General features: G+C 63.3%; 24 protein-coding genes. 3 read left to right on the forward strand and 21 right to left on the reverse strand.

Going from position 1 to position 22884, the window contains the following annotated elements:
* Positions 1 to 34: 34 nt before the first annotated feature.
* The 20 genes from D575_RS0100695 to D575_RS0100790 form a co-directional block, all read right to left on the reverse strand.
* The gene (locus tag D575_RS0100695) at positions 35 to 418 is read right to left on the reverse strand and encodes a hypothetical protein (protein ID WP_018143992.1); all 384 of its coding nucleotides are present in this window, start codon (positions 416 to 418) and stop codon (positions 35 to 37) included.
* Between the two features lie 39 nt (positions 419 to 457).
* Entirely contained in the window at positions 458 to 1501 is a 1044-nt protein-coding gene (locus D575_RS0100700) for a lipoate--protein ligase family protein (RefSeq protein WP_018143993.1), read from the reverse strand.
* A 3-nt stretch (positions 1502 to 1504) separates the two neighbouring features.
* A complete protein-coding gene (locus D575_RS0100705; protein ID WP_018143994.1) occupies positions 1505 to 1933 on the reverse strand; it encodes a hypothetical protein in 429 nt (142 codons plus the stop codon).
* A gap of 154 nt (positions 1934 to 2087) precedes the next feature.
* Positions 2088 to 3044, reverse strand: a complete 957-nt coding sequence (locus tag D575_RS0100710) for a hypothetical protein (protein WP_018143995.1) — start codon at positions 3042 to 3044, stop codon at positions 2088 to 2090.
* Positions 3045 to 3249: 205 nt separating this feature from the next.
* Positions 3250 to 4551 carry an OmpP1/FadL family transporter gene (locus D575_RS0100715; protein WP_018143996.1) on the reverse strand — a complete coding sequence of 434 codons (1302 nt, stop codon included), beginning with the start codon at positions 4549 to 4551 and terminating at the stop codon, positions 3250 to 3252.
* A 284-nt stretch (positions 4552 to 4835) separates the two neighbouring features.
* A complete protein-coding gene (locus D575_RS0100720; protein ID WP_018143997.1) occupies positions 4836 to 6008 on the reverse strand; it encodes a radical SAM protein in 1173 nt (390 codons plus the stop codon).
* A gap of 54 nt (positions 6009 to 6062) precedes the next feature.
* The gene (locus tag D575_RS0100725; protein WP_018143998.1) at positions 6063 to 7145 is read right to left on the reverse strand and encodes an NAD(P)/FAD-dependent oxidoreductase; all 1083 of its coding nucleotides are present in this window, start codon (positions 7143 to 7145) and stop codon (positions 6063 to 6065) included.
* Between the two features lie 25 nt (positions 7146 to 7170).
* Positions 7171 to 8262: a biotin/lipoate A/B protein ligase family protein gene (locus D575_RS0100730; RefSeq protein ID WP_018143999.1), complete on the reverse strand. Its 1092-nt coding sequence runs from the start codon at positions 8260 to 8262 to the stop codon at positions 7171 to 7173.
* The gene (locus tag D575_RS0100735) at positions 8255 to 9436 is read right to left on the reverse strand and encodes a radical SAM protein (RefSeq protein WP_018144000.1); all 1182 of its coding nucleotides are present in this window, start codon (positions 9434 to 9436) and stop codon (positions 8255 to 8257) included. The genes D575_RS0100730 and D575_RS0100735 overlap by 8 nt, the downstream gene beginning before the upstream one ends.
* Positions 9437 to 9541: 105 nt before the next feature.
* Positions 9542 to 9979, reverse strand: coding sequence for a glycine cleavage system protein H (locus tag D575_RS0100740; protein WP_077276997.1), 438 nt, complete (start codon positions 9977 to 9979; stop codon positions 9542 to 9544).
* A gap of 36 nt (positions 9980 to 10015) precedes the next feature.
* Positions 10016 to 10423 (reverse strand): DsrE family protein, encoded by a 408-nt coding sequence (locus tag D575_RS0100745; RefSeq protein ID WP_026181993.1) that lies wholly within the window; start codon positions 10421 to 10423, stop codon positions 10016 to 10018.
* An 8-nt stretch (positions 10424 to 10431) separates the two neighbouring features.
* A complete protein-coding gene (locus D575_RS0100750; RefSeq protein WP_018144003.1) occupies positions 10432 to 10878 on the reverse strand; it encodes a glycine cleavage system protein H in 447 nt (148 codons plus the stop codon).
* Between the two features lie 111 nt (positions 10879 to 10989).
* Positions 10990 to 11901, reverse strand: a complete 912-nt coding sequence (locus D575_RS0100755; RefSeq protein ID WP_018144004.1) for a CoB--CoM heterodisulfide reductase iron-sulfur subunit B family protein — start codon at positions 11899 to 11901, stop codon at positions 10990 to 10992.
* Positions 11894 to 12610, reverse strand: a complete 717-nt coding sequence (locus D575_RS0100760; protein WP_018144005.1) for a 4Fe-4S dicluster domain-containing protein — start codon at positions 12608 to 12610, stop codon at positions 11894 to 11896. The genes D575_RS0100755 and D575_RS0100760 overlap by 8 nt, the downstream gene beginning before the upstream one ends.
* Positions 12611 to 12658: 48 nt before the next feature.
* Complete coding sequence (locus D575_RS0100765; protein WP_026181994.1) at positions 12659 to 13531, reverse strand: hypothetical protein; 873 nt, start codon at positions 13529 to 13531, stop codon at positions 12659 to 12661.
* A complete protein-coding gene (locus D575_RS0100770; protein WP_026181995.1) occupies positions 13470 to 14498 on the reverse strand; it encodes an FAD-dependent oxidoreductase in 1029 nt (342 codons plus the stop codon). Before D575_RS0100770 ends, D575_RS0100765 begins: the two co-directional genes overlap by 62 nt.
* A gap of 23 nt (positions 14499 to 14521) precedes the next feature.
* Entirely contained in the window at positions 14522 to 15928 is a 1407-nt protein-coding gene (locus tag D575_RS0100775) for a heterodisulfide reductase-related iron-sulfur binding cluster (RefSeq protein WP_018144008.1), read from the reverse strand.
* Positions 15929 to 15971: 43 nt separating this feature from the next.
* A complete protein-coding gene (locus D575_RS0100780) occupies positions 15972 to 16646 on the reverse strand; it encodes a 4Fe-4S dicluster domain-containing protein (protein WP_017941141.1) in 675 nt (224 codons plus the stop codon).
* Positions 16647 to 16833: 187 nt separating this feature from the next.
* A complete protein-coding gene (locus D575_RS0100785; RefSeq protein WP_018144009.1) occupies positions 16834 to 17064 on the reverse strand; it encodes a sulfurtransferase TusA family protein in 231 nt (76 codons plus the stop codon).
* Positions 17065 to 17200: 136 nt separating this feature from the next.
* Complete coding sequence (locus D575_RS0100790) at positions 17201 to 17530, reverse strand: rhodanese-like domain-containing protein (RefSeq protein WP_018144010.1); 330 nt, start codon at positions 17528 to 17530, stop codon at positions 17201 to 17203.
* Between the two features lie 198 nt (positions 17531 to 17728).
* On the opposite strand from D575_RS0100790, the gene D575_RS0100795 reads away from it, so the two are divergent.
* The 3 genes from D575_RS0100795 to soxB all read left to right on the forward strand — a co-directional run bounded on the left by D575_RS0100795 (position 17729) and on the right by soxB (position 21499).
* Positions 17729 to 18082: a hypothetical protein gene (locus D575_RS0100795; RefSeq protein WP_018144011.1), complete on the forward strand. Its 354-nt coding sequence runs from the start codon at positions 17729 to 17731 to the stop codon at positions 18080 to 18082.
* Between the two features lie 55 nt (positions 18083 to 18137).
* On the forward strand, positions 18138 to 19580 hold the full coding sequence (locus D575_RS0100800) for a M48 family metalloprotease (protein ID WP_018144012.1): 1443 nt from the start codon (positions 18138 to 18140) through the stop codon (positions 19578 to 19580).
* 110 nt (positions 19581 to 19690) lie between these two features.
* On the forward strand, positions 19691 to 21499 hold the full coding sequence (gene soxB, locus D575_RS0100805; protein ID WP_019593684.1) for a thiosulfohydrolase SoxB: 1809 nt from the start codon (positions 19691 to 19693) through the stop codon (positions 21497 to 21499).
* A gap of 71 nt (positions 21500 to 21570) precedes the next feature.
* Here the strand turns inward: soxB and D575_RS0100810 are convergent, their stop codons facing one another.
* Positions 21571 to 22791 (reverse strand): ISL3 family transposase, encoded by a 1221-nt coding sequence (locus D575_RS0100810; protein WP_018143877.1) that lies wholly within the window; start codon positions 22789 to 22791, stop codon positions 21571 to 21573.
* Positions 22792 to 22884 lie beyond the last annotated feature (93 nt).

Raw genomic sequence — 22884 nt, forward strand, 5'->3', positions numbered from 1 at the left:
GCTACGTCCGACCGTCAGGCCGGACCGGGGCCCGTTACCAGTCGTACTGGCGAATGAACTCGGGAAGCTTGTCGATCATTTCGTCGCGCCCGAAGAAACGATCGGCGCGGGCCAGGCGCATCTCGTCCTGGATGTCCTGATCCCCGCCGAAGCAGAATACCGGAAGATTGATCTGGTATTCCATGCGCAGCATCCGGATCACGTCCAGCGGGTCGAAGGCCTCGATCTCGTCCAGATCCAGCAGCAGGAAGCGATACAGCAGGATCTCGTTCCACGGACCGAGCTCATCCAGGTCGGTCACCCGGTGCAACTGCCAGCCCTGCGGCAGTTGGGCCTGCATGCGCTCGGTCAAGCCGGCATCCTGCGTCATCAGGATGACGCGTTTCTCCAGGCGGCGTTCGATCGTCGGTTCGGACATACGGCATCTCCGGCGTTCGTGGGTAACGAAATGGGCGGGTCAGGCCGCCGCGATTCCGCGATAGAGCCCGTCAATGCGGGCACTGATCTCGTCGACCATGCGGGCGTCGAGCTGGCCGTTCAGGCGCGAGCGCACGCGCAGGCGCTCCGGGGACTCGCCAATCAGGTGCTCCTCGAGGATGGCGGTGGTCGCCGGGTCCTCGCACCAGACCCGTGCGATGTGCGAGCCCTCGACGTGCAGGCGCAGGCGCCCACAGGCCCCGCGGGTCTCGAACACGTGGTTGTCGCGGTTCACCCGAATCCCGTCGCGCACTGCAGGCGATCCCTGCCCGTCGGCCAGATCCTCGAGCTCCTCGCGCCCGGCCGCCAGCCACTGTTCGATGGTGTCTTGGTCCGGCTCGATCACCCGCACCGGCACGCCGAAACGGCGTTCCAGGACCGCGCGCAGGGCGGCCTCGACCTGCGCGGGCTCGGGCGGCTCCGGGCACTGACGGGCGCAATCCGTCATGCCGGTCTCCAGCGCCGGGCGCAGCCAGTCGCGGTAGCCCTCGCTAGGGGCATGGACACAGGCAAGAAAACGCTCGACCGGGAAGTGCCGCAGGAAGCTGGCCCCGAACACACAGCCCTCGTCGAGCGTGGCCGCGCCGGTGCCCATGATCTTGCGCCCCTGGACCCAGACATCCTGACCCCGCGCCTCCACGCCCTCCAGCCCAAGCTCGCGCAGGACATCCATCGCGATGCCCAGGCCCATGGCAAACAAGTGGCGATGCCCCCGAGCGAGGACATGACGCGGCTGGATCAGGAAGAAACAGGCCTGATCGGCATCCACCCAGACCGAGCCACCGCCCAGCGGGCGCCGCACCACCGGGACGCCCTGCTCCGCACAGGCCGCAAGGTCCAGATCGGACGCGGCATCCTGGCTGGCGCCGACCGATATATGTGGCTCGCGGGCGTGCGTCCAGAGTACGCGCGGGGGGGCGTCCGGCGAGGTCATGCTCGCCAGCCCCGCATACAGCGCGTGGAGTTCCTCGGCGGAGCGAGCCCCGGCGTCGATCCACTCCGGGGTCACCGTCGATGCGACCAAATGTCAGCCCTCGGTCTTGTCCTGGCCGGCAGCGGGATCGTCCGCCTTGTCCTCCTGGCCGGGCTGGTAGAAGTAACGGAAATAGAAGTCGCTGCGCGAGAGGTCCTCGTACAGCTTGGCGCGTTCCTCGACACCGCTGCGCATGATCTCGACCATGGCCATGGCCTGCTCACCATCGATGATATGGATGCCGCCGGACAGCTCCTGGTCGGTGTCGAGAAAGTGCGCGGCCAGCTCTTCCGGCTCCTGGATGTAGACCAGGAAGGACTTGCACTCGGCATCCTCCAGATCCAGCGGCTGCATCACGATCTTGCCCAGCCAGGCCAGGCGCGCGACCTGGTTGAACTGATGGATATCGAGCTTCTTGCCCTTCTTGTACTTGTTGAGTTCGTTGCGGATCTCGCCAATATTGGCAATCTTCATCGATTTCATGGATGTGCATCCTGCCGCGAGTGTTGCGGGAGCATAAAACAACTGCGTGCCCGGGCCGTAAAAAAACCCCGGCAGACCGGGGTTCTTGAGTGGGGTACGCGGGAATTCCGCCACCCCTTGCGCCATTCCATGGCGCGAACGGATTATAGCGGGGTTACCACTCGAATCCGCTATCTTCCTGCTCCTGGTGGCCGGCGACCGCCTTCAGGGTCTCCTCCAGCGCGCCGGGCGAGCTGCGCAGACGCATGAAGCTGTTGTCCCCCAGCATCCGCAGATCCGGGAAATGCAGCGCCTTGCGGAAGCGCATGTGCAGCGCCTCCACCTCGCCCCCGCGGACCATGATCTCCAGCGGCACGGTCGCGGTATGGCGGAACTCGCCCACATCCACGATGCCGAGCTGGTGCAGGTCGGCCGAGTCCTGGTCGGCCCCGTCGGCCTCGCGCACGGCCACGCCGATCACGGTGACGTCCTGCCCCGGGATGTCCACCCGGTAGACCTCGCTGACCCCGGCGACACGGGATGCGAGATTGCCATCCAGCTCGCTCAGCGCCGCCCGCCGGGAGCCATGACTGGCCAGCTCGTACGGGGCGTCAAAGCGCTCCATGCCAAAGGTATAGCGATAACGACTGAGATCACGTTCGCTCAGCCCGCCCTCGGAACCGTACTCGCGTTCGGCACCCAGGGTACTGGACAGCCGGTCGCTGACACCGGATACCGGAGCATCCAGGCGATAGGCGTGACGGAAGTACTCCAGGTTGTTGTAGCTCACCTGCAACTCGCCATCGACCGCGGTGACGGCCACGCGGATCGGGGCGATATAGCCACCCCGCTCCTCCGAGCCGGCGACGGACAGCAGGTCATCGTGGGTGACCACGACCACGTGTCGGTCATTGCTGACGGGGTATTCGCCCAGGAACCGGAAATCGGCCCCCTCCAGGCGTTCCCGCACACTGGCAGCCTCGCCGGAGACATCGGTCCCCGATCCGGTGTAGGCCAGTACAAACGGGCGATAGTTGTCGGCCGCCACGGTCTGGCTCGCCGCGAACAGCGCAACCGCCGCGACCATACCGACCGCACGGACACTCCCGCGCAAGGCGTGGATTGCTCGCATGGCATCCTCCTTTGAATTCACTAATAGGTTCGAGCGGAATGCTCGGCAGGAAAAAGGGCCCGGAACGCACCCCCCAGTGCGTCACAAACCTCGGGGTCGCCCGCCCTCCCTGGCGGATCCGGCCTTCCCCTCAAGGCCGGGCGCCCCTCCCGGGCGCACAACACCGAGGCCCGCTGCGGTCAGGCGACCGCCCCGGACCTCCCGATCAGAACCGGTACGCGTACCCGATCTCGAGCTCGTACTGACGCATCTCGATCGTTGCGTCTGGACCTTGGGCAGGCGGCATCCCGCCGCTGAAGTCGGCCGTCGGTCCTCTTACGCTCTGCTTCGGCGCATACATCGCCGCAAAATTGAGCTCGTGATGCTCGCCAAAGCCCTTGGTAAATCCAAACGTGAAGTGATCCTTCATCACGGCCGGGGCCAAAATATTGAATTGGACTTCACTCGACGGGATGGGGTTCTCCCCACGGTTATAGCCCACGCGCCATGTCCAGTCATTACCGGCCTCGAACTGAGCCCCAAACTTGAAAATGTTGATATCTTCCCAACCGAATCCCGCGCCGTTCCTTGCGCCCAACAGGCCATCTTGCCCCAACATGAGATTGGATGCCGGATTCGAAATAGCATCGACATCCGAGTATTTGATGCGCTGATAGTCAGCAGATAGCGTCAACCGAGGCGTGACATCGACCGACATACCGAGACCATAGGTGGACGGGATATCGAAGCTGCCACCGTCAGCAAACAGACCACTGTAGTCATCGAAGTCGCCGTTACGGATCTTCGAACGATAGCTACCACCCACCCGGGCGCCCTCAGCTAGTTCTGCTTGGAACCCGATTTGGGCACCGTAACCCCAAGTGGTATCAGTACGATCACCGGCCAGATTTTCACCCTGTTCGGCACTAAGACCGCCAAACGCCTCGGTGCCTTTGGCACTAAAACGCTGATAACTAATAACCGGGCTCACGCCTACGCTAACCCGGCCATCCGCAAACTTCTGAGCGTAGGTCGGAATAATTGCCAATTGCTCCAGGTTCACTCCGGCCTCACCGGTGCAAAAAATACCACTCCCCTGACCGCCACATGCCGGGTTTTCTACAGCGGGGTAATCTGTGTTCATACCTCCATTACCCAGCAGGGCGATACCCCAAGATCGGTTTTCATCGATCTGCTGTACATACCCGATCGACGGAATGAAGAAATCCTCGCTATCGGAGTCCACCGACATGTCGCCCATTTCGGTATGGAACGTTACGGAGCGTTCAGGCCGGAAGTAGGTCAGCGAGCCATCGATGCGGGTCTCCATGCCGGCGATGCCGGCGGGGTTGATGCCCGGGGCGTAGGAATCCTGGGAGATCGCCATGCCGACGCCACCCATACCCTTGGCCTTGGTGCCGTAGCCGTGGGCGAAGTAGCCGTTGGTGGCGTGCGCGACGCCGGCGGAGCCCATGGCCAGGCCGACCGCGATCGTCACCACGCTGCGGCGAATGATGCGTGCTTCCATTGTATATCTCCTTTGGTGGTCTTCTTGTTGTGTTGTGCGAACACCCCGGTTCCGCGCGGCCCCCTTGTATCGCCGCCGGTCCGGTCTTGGTGGTGTTCCCACGGCCCGCGCCACGGTGACCGACTGTGGCGCGAGTTTTTCGGCAGGTGTGTTCAAGGGCACTCGGGCGAATGGCCTTGATAACCCCGCTCGAAACCTGAATATTCAAAAAGTCTTATTGATCCCCTGACGTGCGAAAGCCCCGGGGGTTCCGGGGCTTTCGCTGGATACTACCACTATCGATTTCAGGCTGTCTTCTCGTCTTCCGCCTCGTCGGCGTCGAAGTCGAAGGTGCCGACATCCTCCCCGGCCATTTGCCGCTGGACGAACCCGACATCGGTCGAGTTGAGCGCAAACGGGAAGGACAGGATGTCCGTCGGGCTGGAATCGCCATACGGGCGGTTGCAGGCCGAGACCTCCTCGTCCGACTTGCCGGGGCAGCCGGAGGTCTGGAACGGCTTGCCGGAGGCAATCAGTTCTTCCACCTCGGCCTGCGGCAGACCGAAGTCCACCACCTGCCCGTCGGCATTGAACTTCATGTCGTCGATGCGGCCACCGGCGTAGTCGATGACGAAGCGACCCAGCTGCACGCGGCGCCACTGGTCACGCGGGACCGGGTTCCAGTCTTCCATCAGCGAGCCCTCTTCCGGGAAGAAGGCAAACATGTGGTTGTGGCCACCCAGGTCACGGATGCGCTGGCAGACCTGCAGGATCTCTTCCTCGGTCTCGCCCATGCCGCAGATCAGGTGCGCGCCGAACTTTTCCGGACCGAAGATCTCGGCGGCCCACTCGATGGACTGCCAGTACTTGTCCCAGCTATGCGGGCTCTCGACCGCCTTGCCGCGGGTGCGCTCGAAGATCTCCGGGGTCACCGCGTCCAGTGCGACGGTGAAGATGTCCGCACCCTTGTCGCGCAGGAGCTGGAGGTCTTCATAGCTCATGGTGGTCGGGTTGGACAGGATCGACACCGGGATATGATTGACCTCGGCGACCCAGCGCTCCAGCAGCTCGACGGTGTCGGCGTCGGAGTTCGGGTGGGTGATCATGGAGATGCACATGCGCTCGAACTGGCCGGCGTCGGCGTGGTTCTTCACGCGTTCGATCACCTCGTCGTACTTGGCGGTCGGCCAGTCGACGCGGATGAAGTTGCGGTCGGCGTAATCCCGCGATTCCTCGCGGTGGCGGGCCAGGCCGCAGTAGGAGCAGTTGGCACGGCAGCCTTCCGGGTACGTAACCAGGAGGTTCAGGCAGTGCGTGCAGGACGTGCGATGCATAGTGCCCGGCACCAGGCCCAGCGTGATCGCGGCCGCGGTGGACATCTGCACGTACTCCGGCGAACGCATGTCCGGGGTCTTGATGTGATAGTCGGGCCGATAAAAGTTGATCGGCGCGACCATCTCCTCTGCACTTGCACTCATGGAATTCCTCCAGCGTTGTCTCGGGGATGCCAGGCATCCGTCGACCGGGGCCGATTACGCGGCCCGGTCACCATCGTTGAAATACTCGGAAAATGCAATCCATCCGCGGCGCTGAGTGGCATCTTCCTGAGCCCGCGGGGTTCGCCAGTGTTCGTTGAGGAAGGCGCGCCGCTCGCAGGCGCGCTCCAGCGCCGGCCCATACTGGTCGCGCATGTCCTCGTCGTAGTCGGCCAGGGCCTCGGCGTCGCCCTCCAGGTGGCCGATCGCGGCCTCGCCGGCGGCCTCGCCCGAAACCACCGCGGCGGCAATACCGGCACCGGTAATCGGGTGCGTCAGACCACCCGCGTCGCCGACGAACAGCACGTCGCCGGCCACCAGCGAGTCGCGCAGGCCGCCGACCGGGATCGACCCGCCGGTGCGGTAGCGGATCTCCTCGCCCAGCAGTCCCTGTTCCACGAGCTGGGCATGCAGGGATTCCAGCGGCGCCTTGAGATCACCGGCAATGCGCTTGTCCGCGCCCAGACCGAGATTGGCCCATTGGCCCTTGGGGAACAGCCAGGCGTAGCCGCCCGGGTAGTCATCGGACAGCCAGACATCGGTGGCGGTGTAGGGCTTGTTCAGCGGCACGGTGTACTGGCGGGTCTGCACCGTCGGCAAGGCCGGCAGGCCCAGCGACTCGGCGACCGGCGAATGCGGCCCATCGGCCGCGATCAGTACGCGATAGCCGATCTCGCGTTCGGCACCGGCGTGTTTCACCCGGGCGGTATGACGTTCCGCGTCCACCGCCACCAGCGGAGTCGAGGTCACCAGCTGCGCCCCGTTCGCCTCGGCGGCACGGATGATGGCGCGATCAAACTCGCCGCGATCCACCATCAGGCCCGGGAAGTCGGAATGTTCCACTGCGCCGGAGGGCAGGAAGCTCTGCATCGCGTCGATCCGCTGCAGCAACACGCCGTCGGGCTGCGCGTACGCGCCCATCGGGTTGGGGATGAACTCGGCGCACTGCACCGGCTCGCCGAAGGCCTTGTTACGCTCGACCGCGAGCACCGACAACCCGGCCTCGGCACACACACGCGCGGCCGAGGCCCCGCCCGGGCCCAGACCAACGACCAGCACATCCACCGCGGCGGGCAGCATTAGCGAAAACCTCGTATTCCGTTCATCATTCCGCGACCGCTTCGACCTCGGCCTGCGCCAGCGCCGACTGGATCGCGGCGATGAAGTCATCCGCGCTCAACTGGAGCATCTCGACGTCGCGCTCGGCGAAGAAGGCGCGCACGCGCTCTTCCATCTCCGCCTGCGGCGTATCCCGCAGGGCCGCCTCGAGATCGGCGATCGTGCGGGCCGGCTTCACGAAGATGTCCCCGGTAATCCACAGCTGCTTCAGACGCTTGCGCTCCGGGTCCAGCGCCACGCCCACCCGCATCAGCCCGCCATCGGACTTGGAGATGCTCTCGAACATCGGGGCATCGGTCGCCGGACGGTTGCGCTGATACACCCACTCTTCGGTATCGATGTCGGCCAGCGCCTCGTCGAAGGCGCGGCGCTCTTCCGGGAGCAGGCCGGCGGCTTCGGTGCGCACCCCGAACTCCTCGGCGAAGGCGCGCGCAATGGCCCCCTTGACCACGTCCAGTGCGGGCATCTCGTCGAGCAGCGTGGCGAGGTTCACTACCCGGTCGCGCGCGGACTCGATGGCCTTGTTGGAAAGCTTCTCCGCCGGGATGCGCAGGATGCGCAGCATGTCCTCGACATCGAACTCGATCAGCAACGTGCCCTGGTACATGATCGAATCGCCGTCAAAGGCGCCGCCGGTGCCGGAGATCTTGCGACCATCCACTTCGATATCGTTCCGCGGGCGGAACTGCGCGTCCACGCCCAGCGAACGCATGCCGGCCGCCGCTGCGTTGCAGATCCGCGCGGCAATCTGCCCCATGTCGGCCGAACCGAGGAAGCGTTTGTCCAGATACAGTTCCCAACCGAGCTGGGTGGCATCGAAATAGATCGCACCACCGCCGGTGATGCGGCGCTGGATGGCAATGCCGTTCTTCTGGCAGTACTCGGTGTTGATCTCCTGGTCCACGTTCTGGTGGAACCCCACCAGGGCACAGGGCTGGAACTGCAAAAAGCGCAGGGTATGCGGCGATGCGCCTTCTTGATGGCATTCCAGCAGGGCGCGGTTGAACGCCATGTTCTCGGCGGCCGGGCGCAGCCCAGTGTCGAGGATGCGCAGGGCCGTCTGGTCGCGCTCAGGCATGACATCCACCTCCGGCTGCAACCTCGCCCCCCTCGGTGACGATGCGAATGCCGCCCAGGCCCTGGCGCGCCTTGCGCTCCTGCTCGCGACGCCGGGCTTCCTCCGCCACGATGGTGTCCAGGTCCAGTTCGACGCCACTGGCGGCGCCGGCGTCTTCGGCCATCACCTCGTCACCGACAGCGATCGAGCAACAGGCCGGAGTCACGCGCACCTTCTTGCCCAGGCGCGCGGCGAGCTCCACCACCCCTTCCGCCGGGTGAGCGATCCCGGACAGGCCCGCCATGACGGCATAGCTGTCGATCTGGCTCTTGGCCTCGCCCGGCGGACGGGCGCAGCCCAGCAGCAGCGAGGTATCACCCAGGCGTGCGCGGGCGTCGTGGAAGAAGCGGCCTACAGCATGCACATCCGGGGTCTCGAACGGGCGACTGGCCGGCGCGTAGAACGGCATGACTACCACCAGCACCACGGCGTCCGGCAGGTGGCGCGCCAGCATCTCGAGCGCATTCCATTCTCCCAGCAGCTTGCCGTAGTGCAGGCCGATCACGATATGCGGGACCACCTTCATGTTGGTGTTCACCAGGCTTTCGAGCGTGCGCTCGAAGTCGTCCACGCTGCGCCGCAGGTGATAGACCTGCGTGATGGTGTCCTGGGCACCGATGACGTCCATCATCGCCGCATCGATTCCCGCCTGTTCCATGGACAGCGCAATGTCGTCGTCCACTAGGGCGGTATGCATGGCAATGCGGAATTCGGGGAACTCGTCCTTGATGCGCCGGATGGTGGAGTAATACGGGTCGTATTCGACCTCGTTGCGATGATTCGAGCCACCGGTCAGGAGCATGCCCTGGGCGCCGGACTCGATCACGCCATTCACCTGGCGCCAGAGATCCTCCGGGGTGCGGACGGGGATCATCGGGTCCAGGATCTTCGCCTTGCAGTGATCACAGGCCAGCTTGCAATCGCCACCGGTGATGGACATCGCCGGCCACGCACTCTTGCCACAATCGGCCAGCTCGCTGGACTGGTAGGACTTGAAGGTCGGGGTATAAAAGTGCACCGAACCCGGATCCCCGGCGTGTTGCAGGCTATGCTGGAGGTCATCAACCAGCAACGGATCGACGGGGACGTCCTCGAGGGGCTCTACCCGCTGGATTACATCGTTCCAGCTTGTCATCGGCGGTCTCCGGGTCGGCGCATTTCTTGAAGGTTTTACTCGGGTATTACCGAAAAAAAGAGGCCGCCAACCGCAACGGGTCAGCGGCCCGGACCGGATCGGGGCTTAGCAGCCGCCGAAACCGTCCGCTTCCATCTTGGCTTCGAAGGCCGCATGGGCGTCGGAACCGGTCTTCAGATCGCCGATTTCGCCATCCCAGTCTTCCGGCTTCAGCTTGATCAGCCAGCCTTCGCCGTAGGGATCTTCGTTGATCAGGCCCGGGTTACCCGCAACCTTGTCGTTGGTCTCGGTGACTTCACCGGTGACCGGGGTCTTCGCCGGACCCACCCACTTGCCGGATTCGACGGTGGTGCAGGACTTGTCCTTCTTGACCGTCTTGCCGACCTTCTTCGGGGTGTAGGACACAATCGTGCCCGCCAGCGAACAGGCGTAGGACGTCAGACCGACGGTGGCGGTACCGTCGCTTTCCTTGCGCACCCAAACGTTGTTTTCAACGTTGTACATCAGATCTTCCGGAATATCACAACCCCGAACTGCACCCATGTCTTCCTCCAGGAATATTCAAATAAAGCGGGAAAATTAAAACGTTATCGTTTTATCACTGCGTAGTATCAGGTCGGCTAACTCGCTCGCCCGATTCACTTCATCGACATCGTCGATGAGATCCGAAGACGCGTCGATTCTATACCCCGGCAGAGCGGGCTGGCAAACGTGCAAGCGCACGCCTGCGCGTTTTGCGTCCTGGATAAAGTCCTTGATCAGCTTGCCGTCTTCCATGGCCCGCAGATCATCCGCTACACCCTGCTCCATCAGGCGCACGCCCTCCATGGTGAAGAAGATGTGCACGTCCACATCCATCGAGGCCATCACCGCGCCGAGATAGAACGGCGTGGCGCAACGGCCGGGCGTCGACGGACCCGAGGTCATGATGATCACGACCGTCTGTTCGTCGTTGTCCAGGTAATAATCGTTGTCGATATCCGCCATGGTCCCGCTCACCGCAGCTTGCGCTGGCACTGGATGTCATCGTCCTTGGCCCGCTTGCAGTAGCCTTCCTCGGCCTTGTCCCCGGTCAGGAACACCTCCAGCGCGGCCTCGATCCCCTTGGTGGGCTCGACTCGGGCAATCCAGGCATTGTAGGGATCGGAATTCAGCAGCACCGGGTTCTCCAGCACTTCCTCGTTCCCCTCGACGATCTTGCAGTCGATGAAGTTGGGGATCGGACCCGCCCATTTTCCACTTTCGATCGTGGCAACCGGCTTGCCCGGCGGTCGCCGCGTACCCGGCCGCCGCACCCGCACGTGGATGATCTTGCCCGCAATCGTCTGCGACAGGTCGGTCATCCCCACGGTCAGGGTGTCGTCGTCCTCGCGACGAAGCCAGATCTGGAATTCGTCGTCGTAGAACAGTTCAGGGTGAAACTCGCAGCCGTTGCAATCCATGTTTCGCCTCATTCCCGGGACCGCGGGGACCCGTGCCTACACAAAAAAACGGGCGCCAGGCGCCCGTCTTCCAAACTCATCGATGGGCCATGCCGGGCATGGGTCCAGGGATCAAATGACCCCCTTCTCCTTCAACAGGCCAATCGAATCACTCACGTTCTCGTGAATGCCCAGTTTCCGCGCAGACAGGCCCATGGCCAGACCCAGCAACTGGGTGAAGTACAACACCTTCACATCGGTCTTGATGCCGAACTCGGTCTCGGCACGCACCTGGTGCATCTCCAGACCGGAGTGGCAGGTCGGGCACTCGGTGGCGATCACTTCCGCACCGGAGTCTTCCGCCGACTGCAGCAGGTTCAGCACCAGCTGGGTCGAGGTATCGGAATCGGACAACGTGTGCGCACCCCCGCAGCAGGACGTCTTCAACGGATACTCGACGTTCACGGCACCCGCGGCACCCAGAAGGTCATCCATGAAGTGCGGCTGATAGCTGGAGTCGGAGCCCGGGCCATTGTCCTTCTCCGGGAAGATCTGGCGCGGACGGGTGTACATGCAGCCGTAGTAGTTCGCGACCTTGATACCGTTCAGGCTCTTGGTCATCTTCTGCTTGATGCCTTCCGGGCCGAGTTCTTCCATCAGCCACTCGAGCAGGTGCAGGGTGCGAACGTCGCCGCTGTAGACCGGGTCATCCGACTGACGCGCAAGATCCTGCACGGTGTTCATCGCGTCTTCCGACGTGGCAGTTTCGAACTCGGCTTTCTTCAGGTTGTGATAGCAGCCGTTGCAGGGGGCCATCACGGTGTCCATGCCCATCTGCTCGGAGGCGATCGCCATGTTCCGTGCGGACAGGTAGGTCTGCAGCATGGGGTGAACGTTCTTCACCTCCATCGCCCCACAGCAGTTCCAGTCGCGCAGGTTTTCCATCTCGAGACCCAGCGCCTTCACCAGCACACGGGTGGAGCGGTCATACGGCCCACCGGAGCCCTCAAGTGCGCAACCCGGATAGTAAGCAACCTTAGCCATGAGCGGCCTCCTTCTGTTCGCGCACGTAACTCTTCAGCACGTCCCCGGTCTTGCCCCAGGACTTGGTGCGCGGCGTATGAATCGTGTTGAAGCCCATCGCCATCAGGTGCTTCACCGGGAGGTGCTTCATCATGCGGAAGACAAACACCTTCAGCCATTCCTGCAGAAGCGGCTGGCCAGTCTTCTTGAAGAAGTTCTGCATCACCTTGCCGTCTTCGATGCGGCCGGTCTTGTAGATCTGATCGGCGAACTCTTCATCAAAGATGCTGGACGGGGTCTTTTCGGTGATCCCTTCCTCTTCCATCCAGTGCGCCAGCGCCTTCATCACGCCTTCCGGCTTCACGTCCTTCGGGCAGATGTTCGTGCACTTGTTGCAAGACACGCACTGCCAGATGATGTCCTTGTCCTTGACCAGCTCTTCCTTCATGCCAAGGCGGGTCAGGTAGATCCAGTAGCGCGGATTGAACTGCACATTCTGCGCATACATCGTGCAGGAGTTGGTGCAGGACCCGCACTGCCAGCAGCGGTGCACATTCTCCGCACCCGTGTAGGTCTGAATCTTCGTCTCGAAATCGTCGTCGTAATCGCGAACGGTGCGCGGGGCAATCATGGTGTTCCAGTGACCGGAAACATCCACCCCGTCGACCACCAGCTCGTCGTGCTGCTGGAGTCGTTCGTCCTCGATCAGTGCTTTTTCATGTATTGCCATGACGTCTCTCCGAAAACCTGTATAGCAGGCTCAAGTTCGTTCCGTTGTTCAATGCAGCGACGCATCGGTTCCTTTCAGGCGACCTTCCGGGGAATCGATCCCCAGCAGCTTCACGGCCAGTTCCAGCGGGTCCTGCTTGCCACCAAACTGGTTGTCGATCATCCCGAAACTCATCGACAGGGCACGGGCGTAATCCGAATAGGCCTGAACCCAGACCAGATCCGTCACGAACGGCAGGTCCCGGTAAAAGCCCTCTTCGGACAGCGCCTCGTAAAACCAGCGCCGCGCCCCCTCGATCGCACCGACCGACTCCCCGATCGGGATCGACCGCAGCGTGTCGTTGGCGCGAATGAACTCGCGCAACGCCCCGGTCGTGGTCGATGTGTCCCAGACCCAGCGACAAGCCAGTGGCATGGCGTCGGGATCCGCGAAATGCAGGATCTCGGCACCGAAGTCCCAGATCGCCCGGCGCAGTTTCTTGTCGTCTGCCGCCAGGTCCGCGAACGCGGCCAGGCGGGAGTCGACACCCACATCCGGACGGATCAGGGCACGCACCCCGTCCACCAGGGCCCCTTGCCGTTCCGCCATCAGGGAAACCAGCTTCCGGCGAACCGAAAAGACCAGCCCCCCAAGGGCTCGCACATCCTCCGCATCGATCTCGTCGCCCTTGGCCACGATCGCCGCAAAGACTTCGTGCTTCGAACGCAAGGCCTCGATGAACGTCTCCAGCCCTTCGACCCCGCCCGCTTCGGCGATGGCCCCTTTCAGAGCGGAGAGCTTGGACGCGAGGATCTCCTTGTCAAAGGTAACCTCAAGCGGCTCCGGGACCAGTCCCGAAGCCGCGTCGTCGCTGACGACCTCAGCCGGCTTTCTGAACCAGCGCATGCAGATCCGCAACCGCGCGGCCACCCGCGGCGGCACCCTGGGTGATCGAATCGTCGATCGTCTCGGGGCCGTAGGCCGCGCCGCAGGAGTAGATCCCCTTGCGGGTGGTGCCACAGGTGTTGGTGTACTGCTCGGCCTTCTCGATGAAGCCGTGCTTCTCGAGGCCGATACCGAACACCTGGGAAAGCTCGGGGTTATCGGCGTTCGGATCCATGCCAATGGCATGCACGACGATATCGAACGGGATGATGATCGGGCGCTTGACCAGGGTATCTTCACCCTTGACCAGCAGGCGACCATCGCCCGAGGCCGTCACTTCCGCGATACGGGCCTTCACGAACTTGGTCTTGAACTCTTCCTGGGACTTCCAGTAGAACTTGTCTTCGTACAGGCCGTAGGTCCGGATGTCCATGTAGTAGATGAACACGTCCGTTTCCGGCGAGATCTCCTTGATCTCCATCGCCAGGTTGGCGGAGACGGTACAGCAGATCTTGGAGCACCACTCGCGGCCGATCTGACGGTCACGGGAACCGACGCACAGCAGGATGCAGACGCGCTCCGGCACGCGGCCGTCGGACGGGCAGGCGATCTTGCCGCTGCCCACCATCTGTTCCATCTGGGTGGTGGTCAGCACATCTTCATACGTGCCAAAGCCCCACTCCGGCTTGTTGATGGAGTCGAAATGGGTAAAGCCGGTGGCCAGAACCACGGCGCCCGCCTGGACGGACTCTCCGTTGGTCAGCGTGGCGGTGAAGTTACCCGCCTCGCCTTCCAGCTTCTCGACCTTGGCGCTCTTGTGCACGGTCGAGTTGGCGTCGTCTTCGACGCGCTTGACCATGCGACCAATGGCGTCCTTGGCCCACTCGCCGGAAGGCACCAGCTTGGCGTAACCCGACAGGATCGGGGCGCCGCCCAGGACGTCTTCCTTCTCGACAACCACGGCCTTGTAGCCGGCCGAGTTGACATTGGCGGCAGCGGCCAGACCGGCCGGCCCACCACCCACTACTAGAACGGTATCTTGCTGCATCAGACCTTGCCCCCGTAAGCGAGTTCAGGATTGTAGAGGTATTCGATATTGCCGGCTTCGACTTCCTTCAGGTATTCCTGGAAGGTCTTCTTGGCCTCGGACCAGGACATGCCCATCTTCTCGACCAGGTCCTCGCAGGGCGACGCGTGCCACTGCAGCTGGACGATCTTGAACGGGTCCGCACCGCAGGCCAGGGCCGCGAACTGGACTTCCGCCATGATCGGGATCTGGAAGTTCTGGTTGTGTGCCTTGCCGATCCACTGGTTCTTGTCCATGGTCGTGACACAGCCGGTATCGTTGGCCAGCATCACGTCGGCGTTGGCTTCCTCGCGGGCCACGCGGATCTTGCGATCCATCGTGAACGAGCGAGTGAATTCGCGCTCGGAGATGATGTGGCGGAAGCCGAAGCCGCAGCAGTCGTACCACGTGGAATAGTCGATCACCTGCGCACCCAGAGCCTGGGCGGTGGAGGTGATGATCGCGGTACGGTTGCCGCCCAGCACGGTCGGATCGTACACCGCGTCCTCGTGGACCATCTTGTAGTAATGGCAGGCCACGTGAGCGGTGGTGCGGATGTTGGAGACGTCGATGGTCTGCAGCTCGGAAGCGATACGGTTACGCATCACGTGCACCCACTCGGAGTAGTGGATGATCTCTTCCGGGATGACCAGCTTGCCGTCGACCAGGCGACCCAGCTTGCCGAGGATCTTGGTGACCTTCTCGCGCAGCTCGGCGGACTCGATCAGGTACTTGCGGATCTCCTTGTAGTTGCCGAAGGAGGTGCCGCAATGCACCAGCGGGAAGAAATGACCCAGCTCGTGGCCGTGCTGCTTGCCGGAGACGTAGGCCTGGTGGAAGTTGCGCAGGAACACGGCAGCGAGCGATTCGACGTTCCCGATACCGGAGCCGTGGTAGTTCCACGCGGTGCAGGAGGTCTGGTCGGTTTCGTCGAGGTAGTCCTTGCCCGGCTCGAAGTCGAACTTGTTCATGAACCACAACAGCGAGGTCGGGTAGCCAGGGATGTTCCCGCACTGGCCACAGGACTTGTGGTGCCAAAGCTGCTTGGTCGGGATCTTCTTGTCCCAGCCGAACAGGGTCTTCACCGACATCGGCTCGTGTTCATCGTTGATGCGATGAATAATGATCTGGCCGTCCTTCTCGAGCTCGTACATATGCTCGCGGACGTCGTCCATGCGGTCGCCAAGGTCGACGGTGCGGCGGTCGACGTGCTTGCGCACCCAGTCGGTGGCCTTGACTGCGTCTTCCTTCGACAGGTCGGTCGACTGGAAGAACGAACCGTGACCGGCGATGCCCTGCCCGTCGGTGTTGTGGGAACCGGGCTTCATGGTGCCGGCGCCAGCGCCTTCACCATTCTGGTTGTGATTGCCTGGGGTCTGTTCACTCATAACGCTTCTCCTGATGTCTTGGATGCGGGAATCGGTGGACGACTTACTCGTCGTCTTCCTCTTCCTGCTCCTCGAGCCAGTCTTCGTAGTCCTCGCGCTTCTCGTCGATGAAGTCTTCGATCACGTCGAAGAGGTTCTCGTCCATCAGCTCGAGGGACTTCAGGACTCCGGTCATTTCCCAGATGGTGTACATCTCCACCGAGGTCTTCAGGGACACTTCCCAGGCGGTCTCGACCGTCTGCAGCGTCTTCACCGGAATCGCCTTGCGCAGGATGCGCAGATCACCTTCCACCTTCTGGATGTTGGGGCCCCAGTCAGGGAAGTGATCGGGCTGGATCATATCGGGAGACAGCTGGTTCCCCGTGGTGATCAGCTTGAGCATGACGCGGCCGAACGGACGAAGCACGTCCTTGGCGGACTGCATCTCGTGCTTGATGGCCACTTCGCGCATGATCGCGACCAGGCCACCAGGGGAGTTCTTGAACGGGCAGCGCGCCGCACAGGTCATGCACTGGGCGCAGGCCCAGATCTTTTCCTGCATCGCGTCGTAGATCTGCTCGACGTTCTCGGTCCAGAGCAGCTGCACGATCTCGCGCGGCGAGTAATCGTAGAACTGGGCGGACGGACACGTGGCCGTGCAGATGCCGCAGTTCAGGCAGCCGTTAAGCTCGTGGTCGTAGCGAAAATCTCCACGAATATCGTCGAAGATTTGCTGCATCTCAGCGTATGTCGCCATATCTCACACCTCTTCGCTTTAGGCGATGCAGGTTTCTTGTGAACCTTGCGCAGCCAGCCTAGACCTCGTCCAGGCACCAATCCAGTTACCGCATGGCAACCATCGTTATTCAGGATTCGGGGCGGCAACCCTTGCGAATTGCCGCCCCGAATCAAGCACCTGAAGCGCCTTAGCCCTTCTTGATCAGGAAGTAGAACTTGCCGCCTTCTTCCTTGTGCTCCATCAGCTCGTTACCGGTCTGCTTGGAAAACGCCTGGAAGTCCTTCACGGCGCCCGGGTCGGTCGCGATGATGTGCAGAACCTGGCCGGCGTCCATCGCGGCCAGCGCCTTCTTGGCGCGCAGGATGGGCAGCGGGCAGTTCAGGCCGGAAGCATCGAGTTCTTGGTCAAAGTTGGCCATCGTTTCTCTCCTTTGAGTGCGTTTTATCAGTCGTGTACTGCGGTCCGGTTGGGCCCTGTGCGCTGCAGCCATTACCGAACGGTAATCCACCGAATTCCCCCTTATAGGCGAATCGGCATCGGAATACAACCGAATTCTAATCCGGGCTTACCACCGGTTTTCCGGTCTGGGCCCACCCGACAATGCCGCCGCGCAGGCTGCTTGCACAGTCCACCCCCTGTTGGGCGAGAAAGGCGCAGGCCTGGGCGGAACGCGCCCCACTCTGACAGTAAATGACCACCGGCGCATCACTACCGGTGAACTCGTCCTTGCGCAGCGGCAAGGTGGCCAGCGGGACAAGCTCCGCTCCCGGGATCACGCCGCGACCGGTCTCGCCCGGCGAGCGCACATCCAGCAAACGAAAGCTCTTGCCCTCGTTGCGCCACTGTTCCAGTTCGTCCGGGGTGATCTCGGTAAATCCGTACACGCTGCGCTCCGGGTCGTTCACTTGCGGGGGATGCCGTACTCGTCGCGTGAGCTCTGACCGGCGGCCGCTCTACGCAAGGAGTGGGCGCGGAGCATAGCGAAACCGACCGGAAATGCAAACAAGACCAAGTGAGGAGAGGTGGATGGTCGCCCGGGACGAAAAGTTCTGCTATCGTCGCCCACGCTTAAGAAAACGCTGATGCAGACACATCAGCTTCATTGCTTCGCGGAGGATATCCCGGTGGACAAGAGCGAATTCCAGGTCGACGGCCACTATGCCGTCACGCTGAAAGACGAAAACGGCAAGTTGCGCCCTGCCAACATCTACGTGCACGACATGCAGGACAACTACATGATCGCGCGGCGTACCTCCGGCGGCGACGTGGGCCTGCTGTTCAAGATGGACTATGACGACGTCATCAAGCTCGTCCGCACCCACAAGGTGCTGGACCGCAAGAAGTTCATGGTGCCTGCGGCGATGCTCAAGCCGAAGCTGTGGGAAACCCGCGACAGCATGCGCACCTATTCGTCGGCCCCGGGGCTTGGCAAGTAACGACCGCCCCCGGCATGCCCACACCAGAGGGCCGGCGCCCGCCGGCCCTCGCGGCATGCCTTCTATTGTCCATTTCCTGCTCGCCGCCCTTCTGGTGGTGGCGAGCCTGGCGGTACCACCCGCCCACTCCAGCGGCGTTTCCCTGCCCGACCTGGGCGAGGCCTCCGGCGGCGTACTGACCCCGGCGGAAGAACGCGAGCTCGGCCGCTCCCTGCTACGCGAGGTCCGCCGCAGCGCCCCCCTGGTGACCGATCCCGAGATCGTCTTTTATGTCGACTCCCTGGGACGCCAGTTGCTGGCCAACGCACCCAGCGCCGATGGGCCGTTCTACTTCCTGACCATCGACAATAGCCAGGTGAACGCCTTCGCGATGCCCGGGGGCATTATCGGCATCCATGCGGGTCTGATGCTGGAGGTCCGCGACGAGGCCGAGCTGGCCGCCGTGGTCGCACACGAAATCGCGCATGTTACCCAGCGTCACCTCGCGCGCATGTTCGCGCGCGGGCGCGACATCAATTTCACCACCGGCCTCGCCATCCTGGCGGGCATCCTTGCCTCGGCGGTGGATCCGACCCTGGGCTCGGCCATCATTACCGGGGGTGTGGCCGGCGGCATCCAGCAACAGATCAACTTCACCCGCGCAAACGAGGCCGAGGCGGATCGGGCCGGGATGCAGATCCTGCAAGGCACCGGCTTCGACCCCAATGCGATGGCCGATTTCTTCGAGCGCCTGCAAGAGCTCTCGCGCGGGGTCGGCGACCAGGTGCCGGAGTACCTGCGCACGCACCCGGTCACTCTCGACCGGATCACCGACGCCCGCAACCGCGCCAACCAGATGGCTGCCAGCGACACCCGCAACCGCGGCCCCGAATTCCAGTGGATGCAGGCGCGCATGCAGGCGCTGCAGGATCCACGGCGAACCCTGGAACGCTTCCGCGCAACGGACACCCCTTCGCCCCAGCAGCGCTACGGGGCGGCGGTCGCCTATCTCCAACGCGGAGAACCCGGCCGCGCCCGCGAACAGCTCGAACGCCTCGATGCAGCGGACGCCCCCGGACTGACCCTCGAACTCGCGTTCGCAGCACTGCTGCGCGAGGAAGGCGACCACAGCGCGGCGCTGGAGCGGCTGGAAGATCTGGACGCGGTGTATCCCGGCCACCCGGTGATCCGCGAACGCCTGGCCCGGGTCCACCGCGACCTCGGGCAGCCCGAACGCGCCATTCGCATCCTGTCCGACATGATCCGCCGCGAGGCGGCCCCCAATCCGGAGCTCCTGCGCCTGCAGGCGGACATCGCGGACGCGGCCGGGTATATTGCAATCAGCCGCGAGGCCATGGCCGAATACTTCTTCCATCGCGCCCAGTACGAGGAGGCCGTGCGCCAGTTCGAGGCGGGGATGGACGCCTCGGATGCCAGCGAGCGCGACCGTCAACGCATCGAAGACAAGCGCGACACGGCCCGAGAGACCGCACGCGAGGCGCGCGAGGACCGGCGATAGAAACCGCGTACGCGGGGAATGTTCCCGCAGGACCATTCGTCTACCGACAGTCATAGAACTGCCCGAAAACCCACCACCAATACACCCGGACAAGAGAGGTAGAACTCCTCATGCACATCTCACGCCGAGAATTCATGCAGTTACTGGCCGCCGCCAGCGCCGCCGGTTTCCCCCTGGGCACCGCCGCCTGCAGCAACAACAAGGGCGGCACTGCGGGTGATCCCTACGACACCCTGGATCGCTTCGGCAATGTGCACCTGTTGCACTACACCGACTGCCACGCCCAGCTGAAGCCGGTGTACTTCCGCGAGCCGAACGTCAACCTCGGCGTGGCGGACATGCGCAACCGTCCGCCGCACATCGTGAGCGAGCACTTCCTCAAGCATTACGACATCGAACGCGACAGCATCTACGCCCACGCCTATACCAACCTGAACTTCATGGAAGCGGCCGAACAGTACGGTCGCGTAGGCGGCTTTGCGCATCTGAAGACGCTGATCAACAAGCTGCGTGACTCGCGACCCAACGCCCTCCTGCTGGACGGCGGCGACACCTGGGGCGGCGGCTCCGGCTCCGCGCTGTGGACCAACGCGCAGGACATGGTCGATGCACAGAAACTGCTGGGCATCGACGTCATGACCGGTCACTGGGAATTCACCTACGGCGCCGACCGTGTGGAAGAGGTCGTGAACGGCGACTTCGCCGATGCCGGCATCGACTTCGTCGCCCAGAACGTCCGCGACGTGGACTGGGGTGACCGCATCTTCAAGCCCTACGTGATCCGCGAGATGAACGGCGTGAACGTGGCGGTGGTGGGCCAGGCCTTCCCCTACACCCCAATCGCCAACCCGCGCTGGATGGTCGAACAGTGGTCCTTCGGCATCCGTCCGGACGACATGCAGGAGACCGTCAACGACGCGCGTGCCGAAGGCGCCGAGATCGTCGTTGCCCTGTCGCACAACGGCATGGACGTGGACATCAAGATGGCCGGCATGGTCGAGGGCCTGGACGCCATCATGGGCGGCCATACCCATGACGCCGTGCCGCAGCCCCTGCCAGTCGAGCGCCCCGACGGCGGGACCTGCCTGGTCACCAATGCCGGCTCCAACGCCAAGTTCGTCGGCGTGCTGGACTTCGACTTCCGCGACGGCGCAATCAAGGACTGGGAATACCGCCTCGTGCCGGTGTTCGCCGAGATGCTGCCGGAAGACCCGGCAATGGCGACCTACATCCACAACATGCGCAACAGCGAGGTCACCTGGAAGGGCGAGACCTTCAACATGGAGGAGAAGCTGTCCGAGGAACTGGCGGTCACCGAGGACCTGCTGTTCCGCCGCGGCAACTTCAACGGCACCTTCGACCAGCTGATCTGCGATGGCCTGATTGAATACAACGATGCGCAGATCTCGTTCTCCCCGGGCTTCCGCTGGGGCACCACCGTGCTGCCGGGCATGCCGATCACCTTCGAGCACGTGATGGACCAGACCGGTCTCACCTACCCGGAGATGACCCGCAACGCCTTTACCGGTGCCCAGATCAAGGAGATCCTGGAAGACGTGGCCGACAACCTGTACAACGCCGATCCGTTCTACCAGCAGGGCGGCGACATGGTCCGTGTCGGCGGCCTGAAGTACGCCATCGACCCGAGCGCCAGTGCCGGCAACCGGATCTCCGAAATGGAACTGGACGGCAGGAAGCTGGACGCCGACAAGGAATACGTCGTCGCCGGCTGGGCCAGCGTGCAACAGAGCGTGCCCGGCGGTGTCGGGGTCGACATCTGGGACGGCGTCGCCGATTACCTGCGCAGCCAGGACGGTAATGTGCGCATCAGCGACCTCAACGAACCGAAGGTCAAGGGCATCGGCGAGGACAACCTCGGCTACGTCCCGACCACCGAGGACATGTACCGCAGGTCCTGATCGGTTCGCACCCCCTTCCGGGGGCAACCCTGGAACGAGAAAGCCCCGCTCATGCGGGGCTTTTTTGTGGTTCATCGAGCATTACCGGGGAAGGCGGCGCGGATTTTGAGGAAGAAGTAGTCCTGGTCGCGGTAGCCATAGGCCCGACGCTTGATGACCTTGATCGTGTTGTTAATGCCCTCGACGACGCTGGTGTTCAGCCGGTGGCGGCAGCGCGAGACGATGCCGGGCAGGTAGGGCTCCAGCAGGCGTGCGAAGCGCTGCAGGGCTTGGATTCCGCTGTCGCGGGCTTGCTGCACCCATTGCCGCCACGCCTGGTACGTCCGCTCGGGGCTGCGCTGGAACCACAGTCGCTTGAGTTCGTCGCGTAAGAGGTAGACCGTCAGTAACGCTTGGTTGGCCTGCAGCAGCTCGTCCAGGCGCACCGCCTGGCCAGCATTCAACGACGTCCTGTTGCGCAACAGCAGCCAGCGGCTGGACTTGATCACGCGTCGGGCCTGTCGGTCGTCGCCCAGGCGCTTCGCCTCATCGACCCGCACCCGGTCGATCACCTCGCGCCCGTACTTGGCCACCACATGGAACAGGTCGTAGACGATCTCGGCCCGGGGGCACTGCGCCCGGATCTCGAGCTCAAAGGCCGTGGTCATGTCGATCGCCACCGCCTCGATGCGCTCGCACACGCCTTCGGGGAGCTGCTCGAAGAAGGCCCGCGCCGTCTCGCGCGAGCGGCCTTCGCCGACCCACAACACCTGGCGCCGGATCGGCTCGATTACCACGGTCGCGTAGCGGTGGCCCTTGTGCAGGGCGAACTCGTCCATCGCCAGATAGCGGATCGATGCCCAGTCCGGCTCCGGCAGCGCCGCCGCCAGGCGATGCCGGTCCACCGTCTTCACGGTGTGCCAGCCCAGGCCATAGAATGCGGCCACGGCCTGGATACTGGCTGAACGCAACAACTGACTGCAGGCATCCGCCAACCGGTTGGTCAGCCGCTGATAGCGCCCCAGCCAGCTCAGACGTTCCAACTGGGGACCGCCGCAGTGCTCGCACCACACCCGGCGACGCGGCACTACCAACACCACCCGATATTCGAACAGGGGAAGATCCCGCACCCGCCGTACCGTCGTCTCGTGCACCTGCCGGGTCCGATGACCGCAGCGCTCGCAGTGCATCCATTGCCGCGTCGGCTTCAGGTGCAACTCCAGCGTGCCGCCGGCCTCCTCCGGCCAAACCGCACGCTCCAGCCGATAGCCTTCCCAGCCCCCCAGCTTCTGCAACGTCTTCTTGTCCAGCATCGCTCTCTCCCGCGTCCTTCCTGGCTCCACGCGAGACTACGATGCCCTTCAGCGCACGAACACCTCCCCGGTATCCTTCGATGAACCTTTTTT

The sequence above is a fragment of the Thioalkalivibrio sp. AKL6 genome (assembly GCF_000376905.1).
GTDB classification, from domain to species: Bacteria; Pseudomonadota; Gammaproteobacteria; order Ectothiorhodospirales; family Ectothiorhodospiraceae; genus Thioalkalivibrio; species Thioalkalivibrio versutus.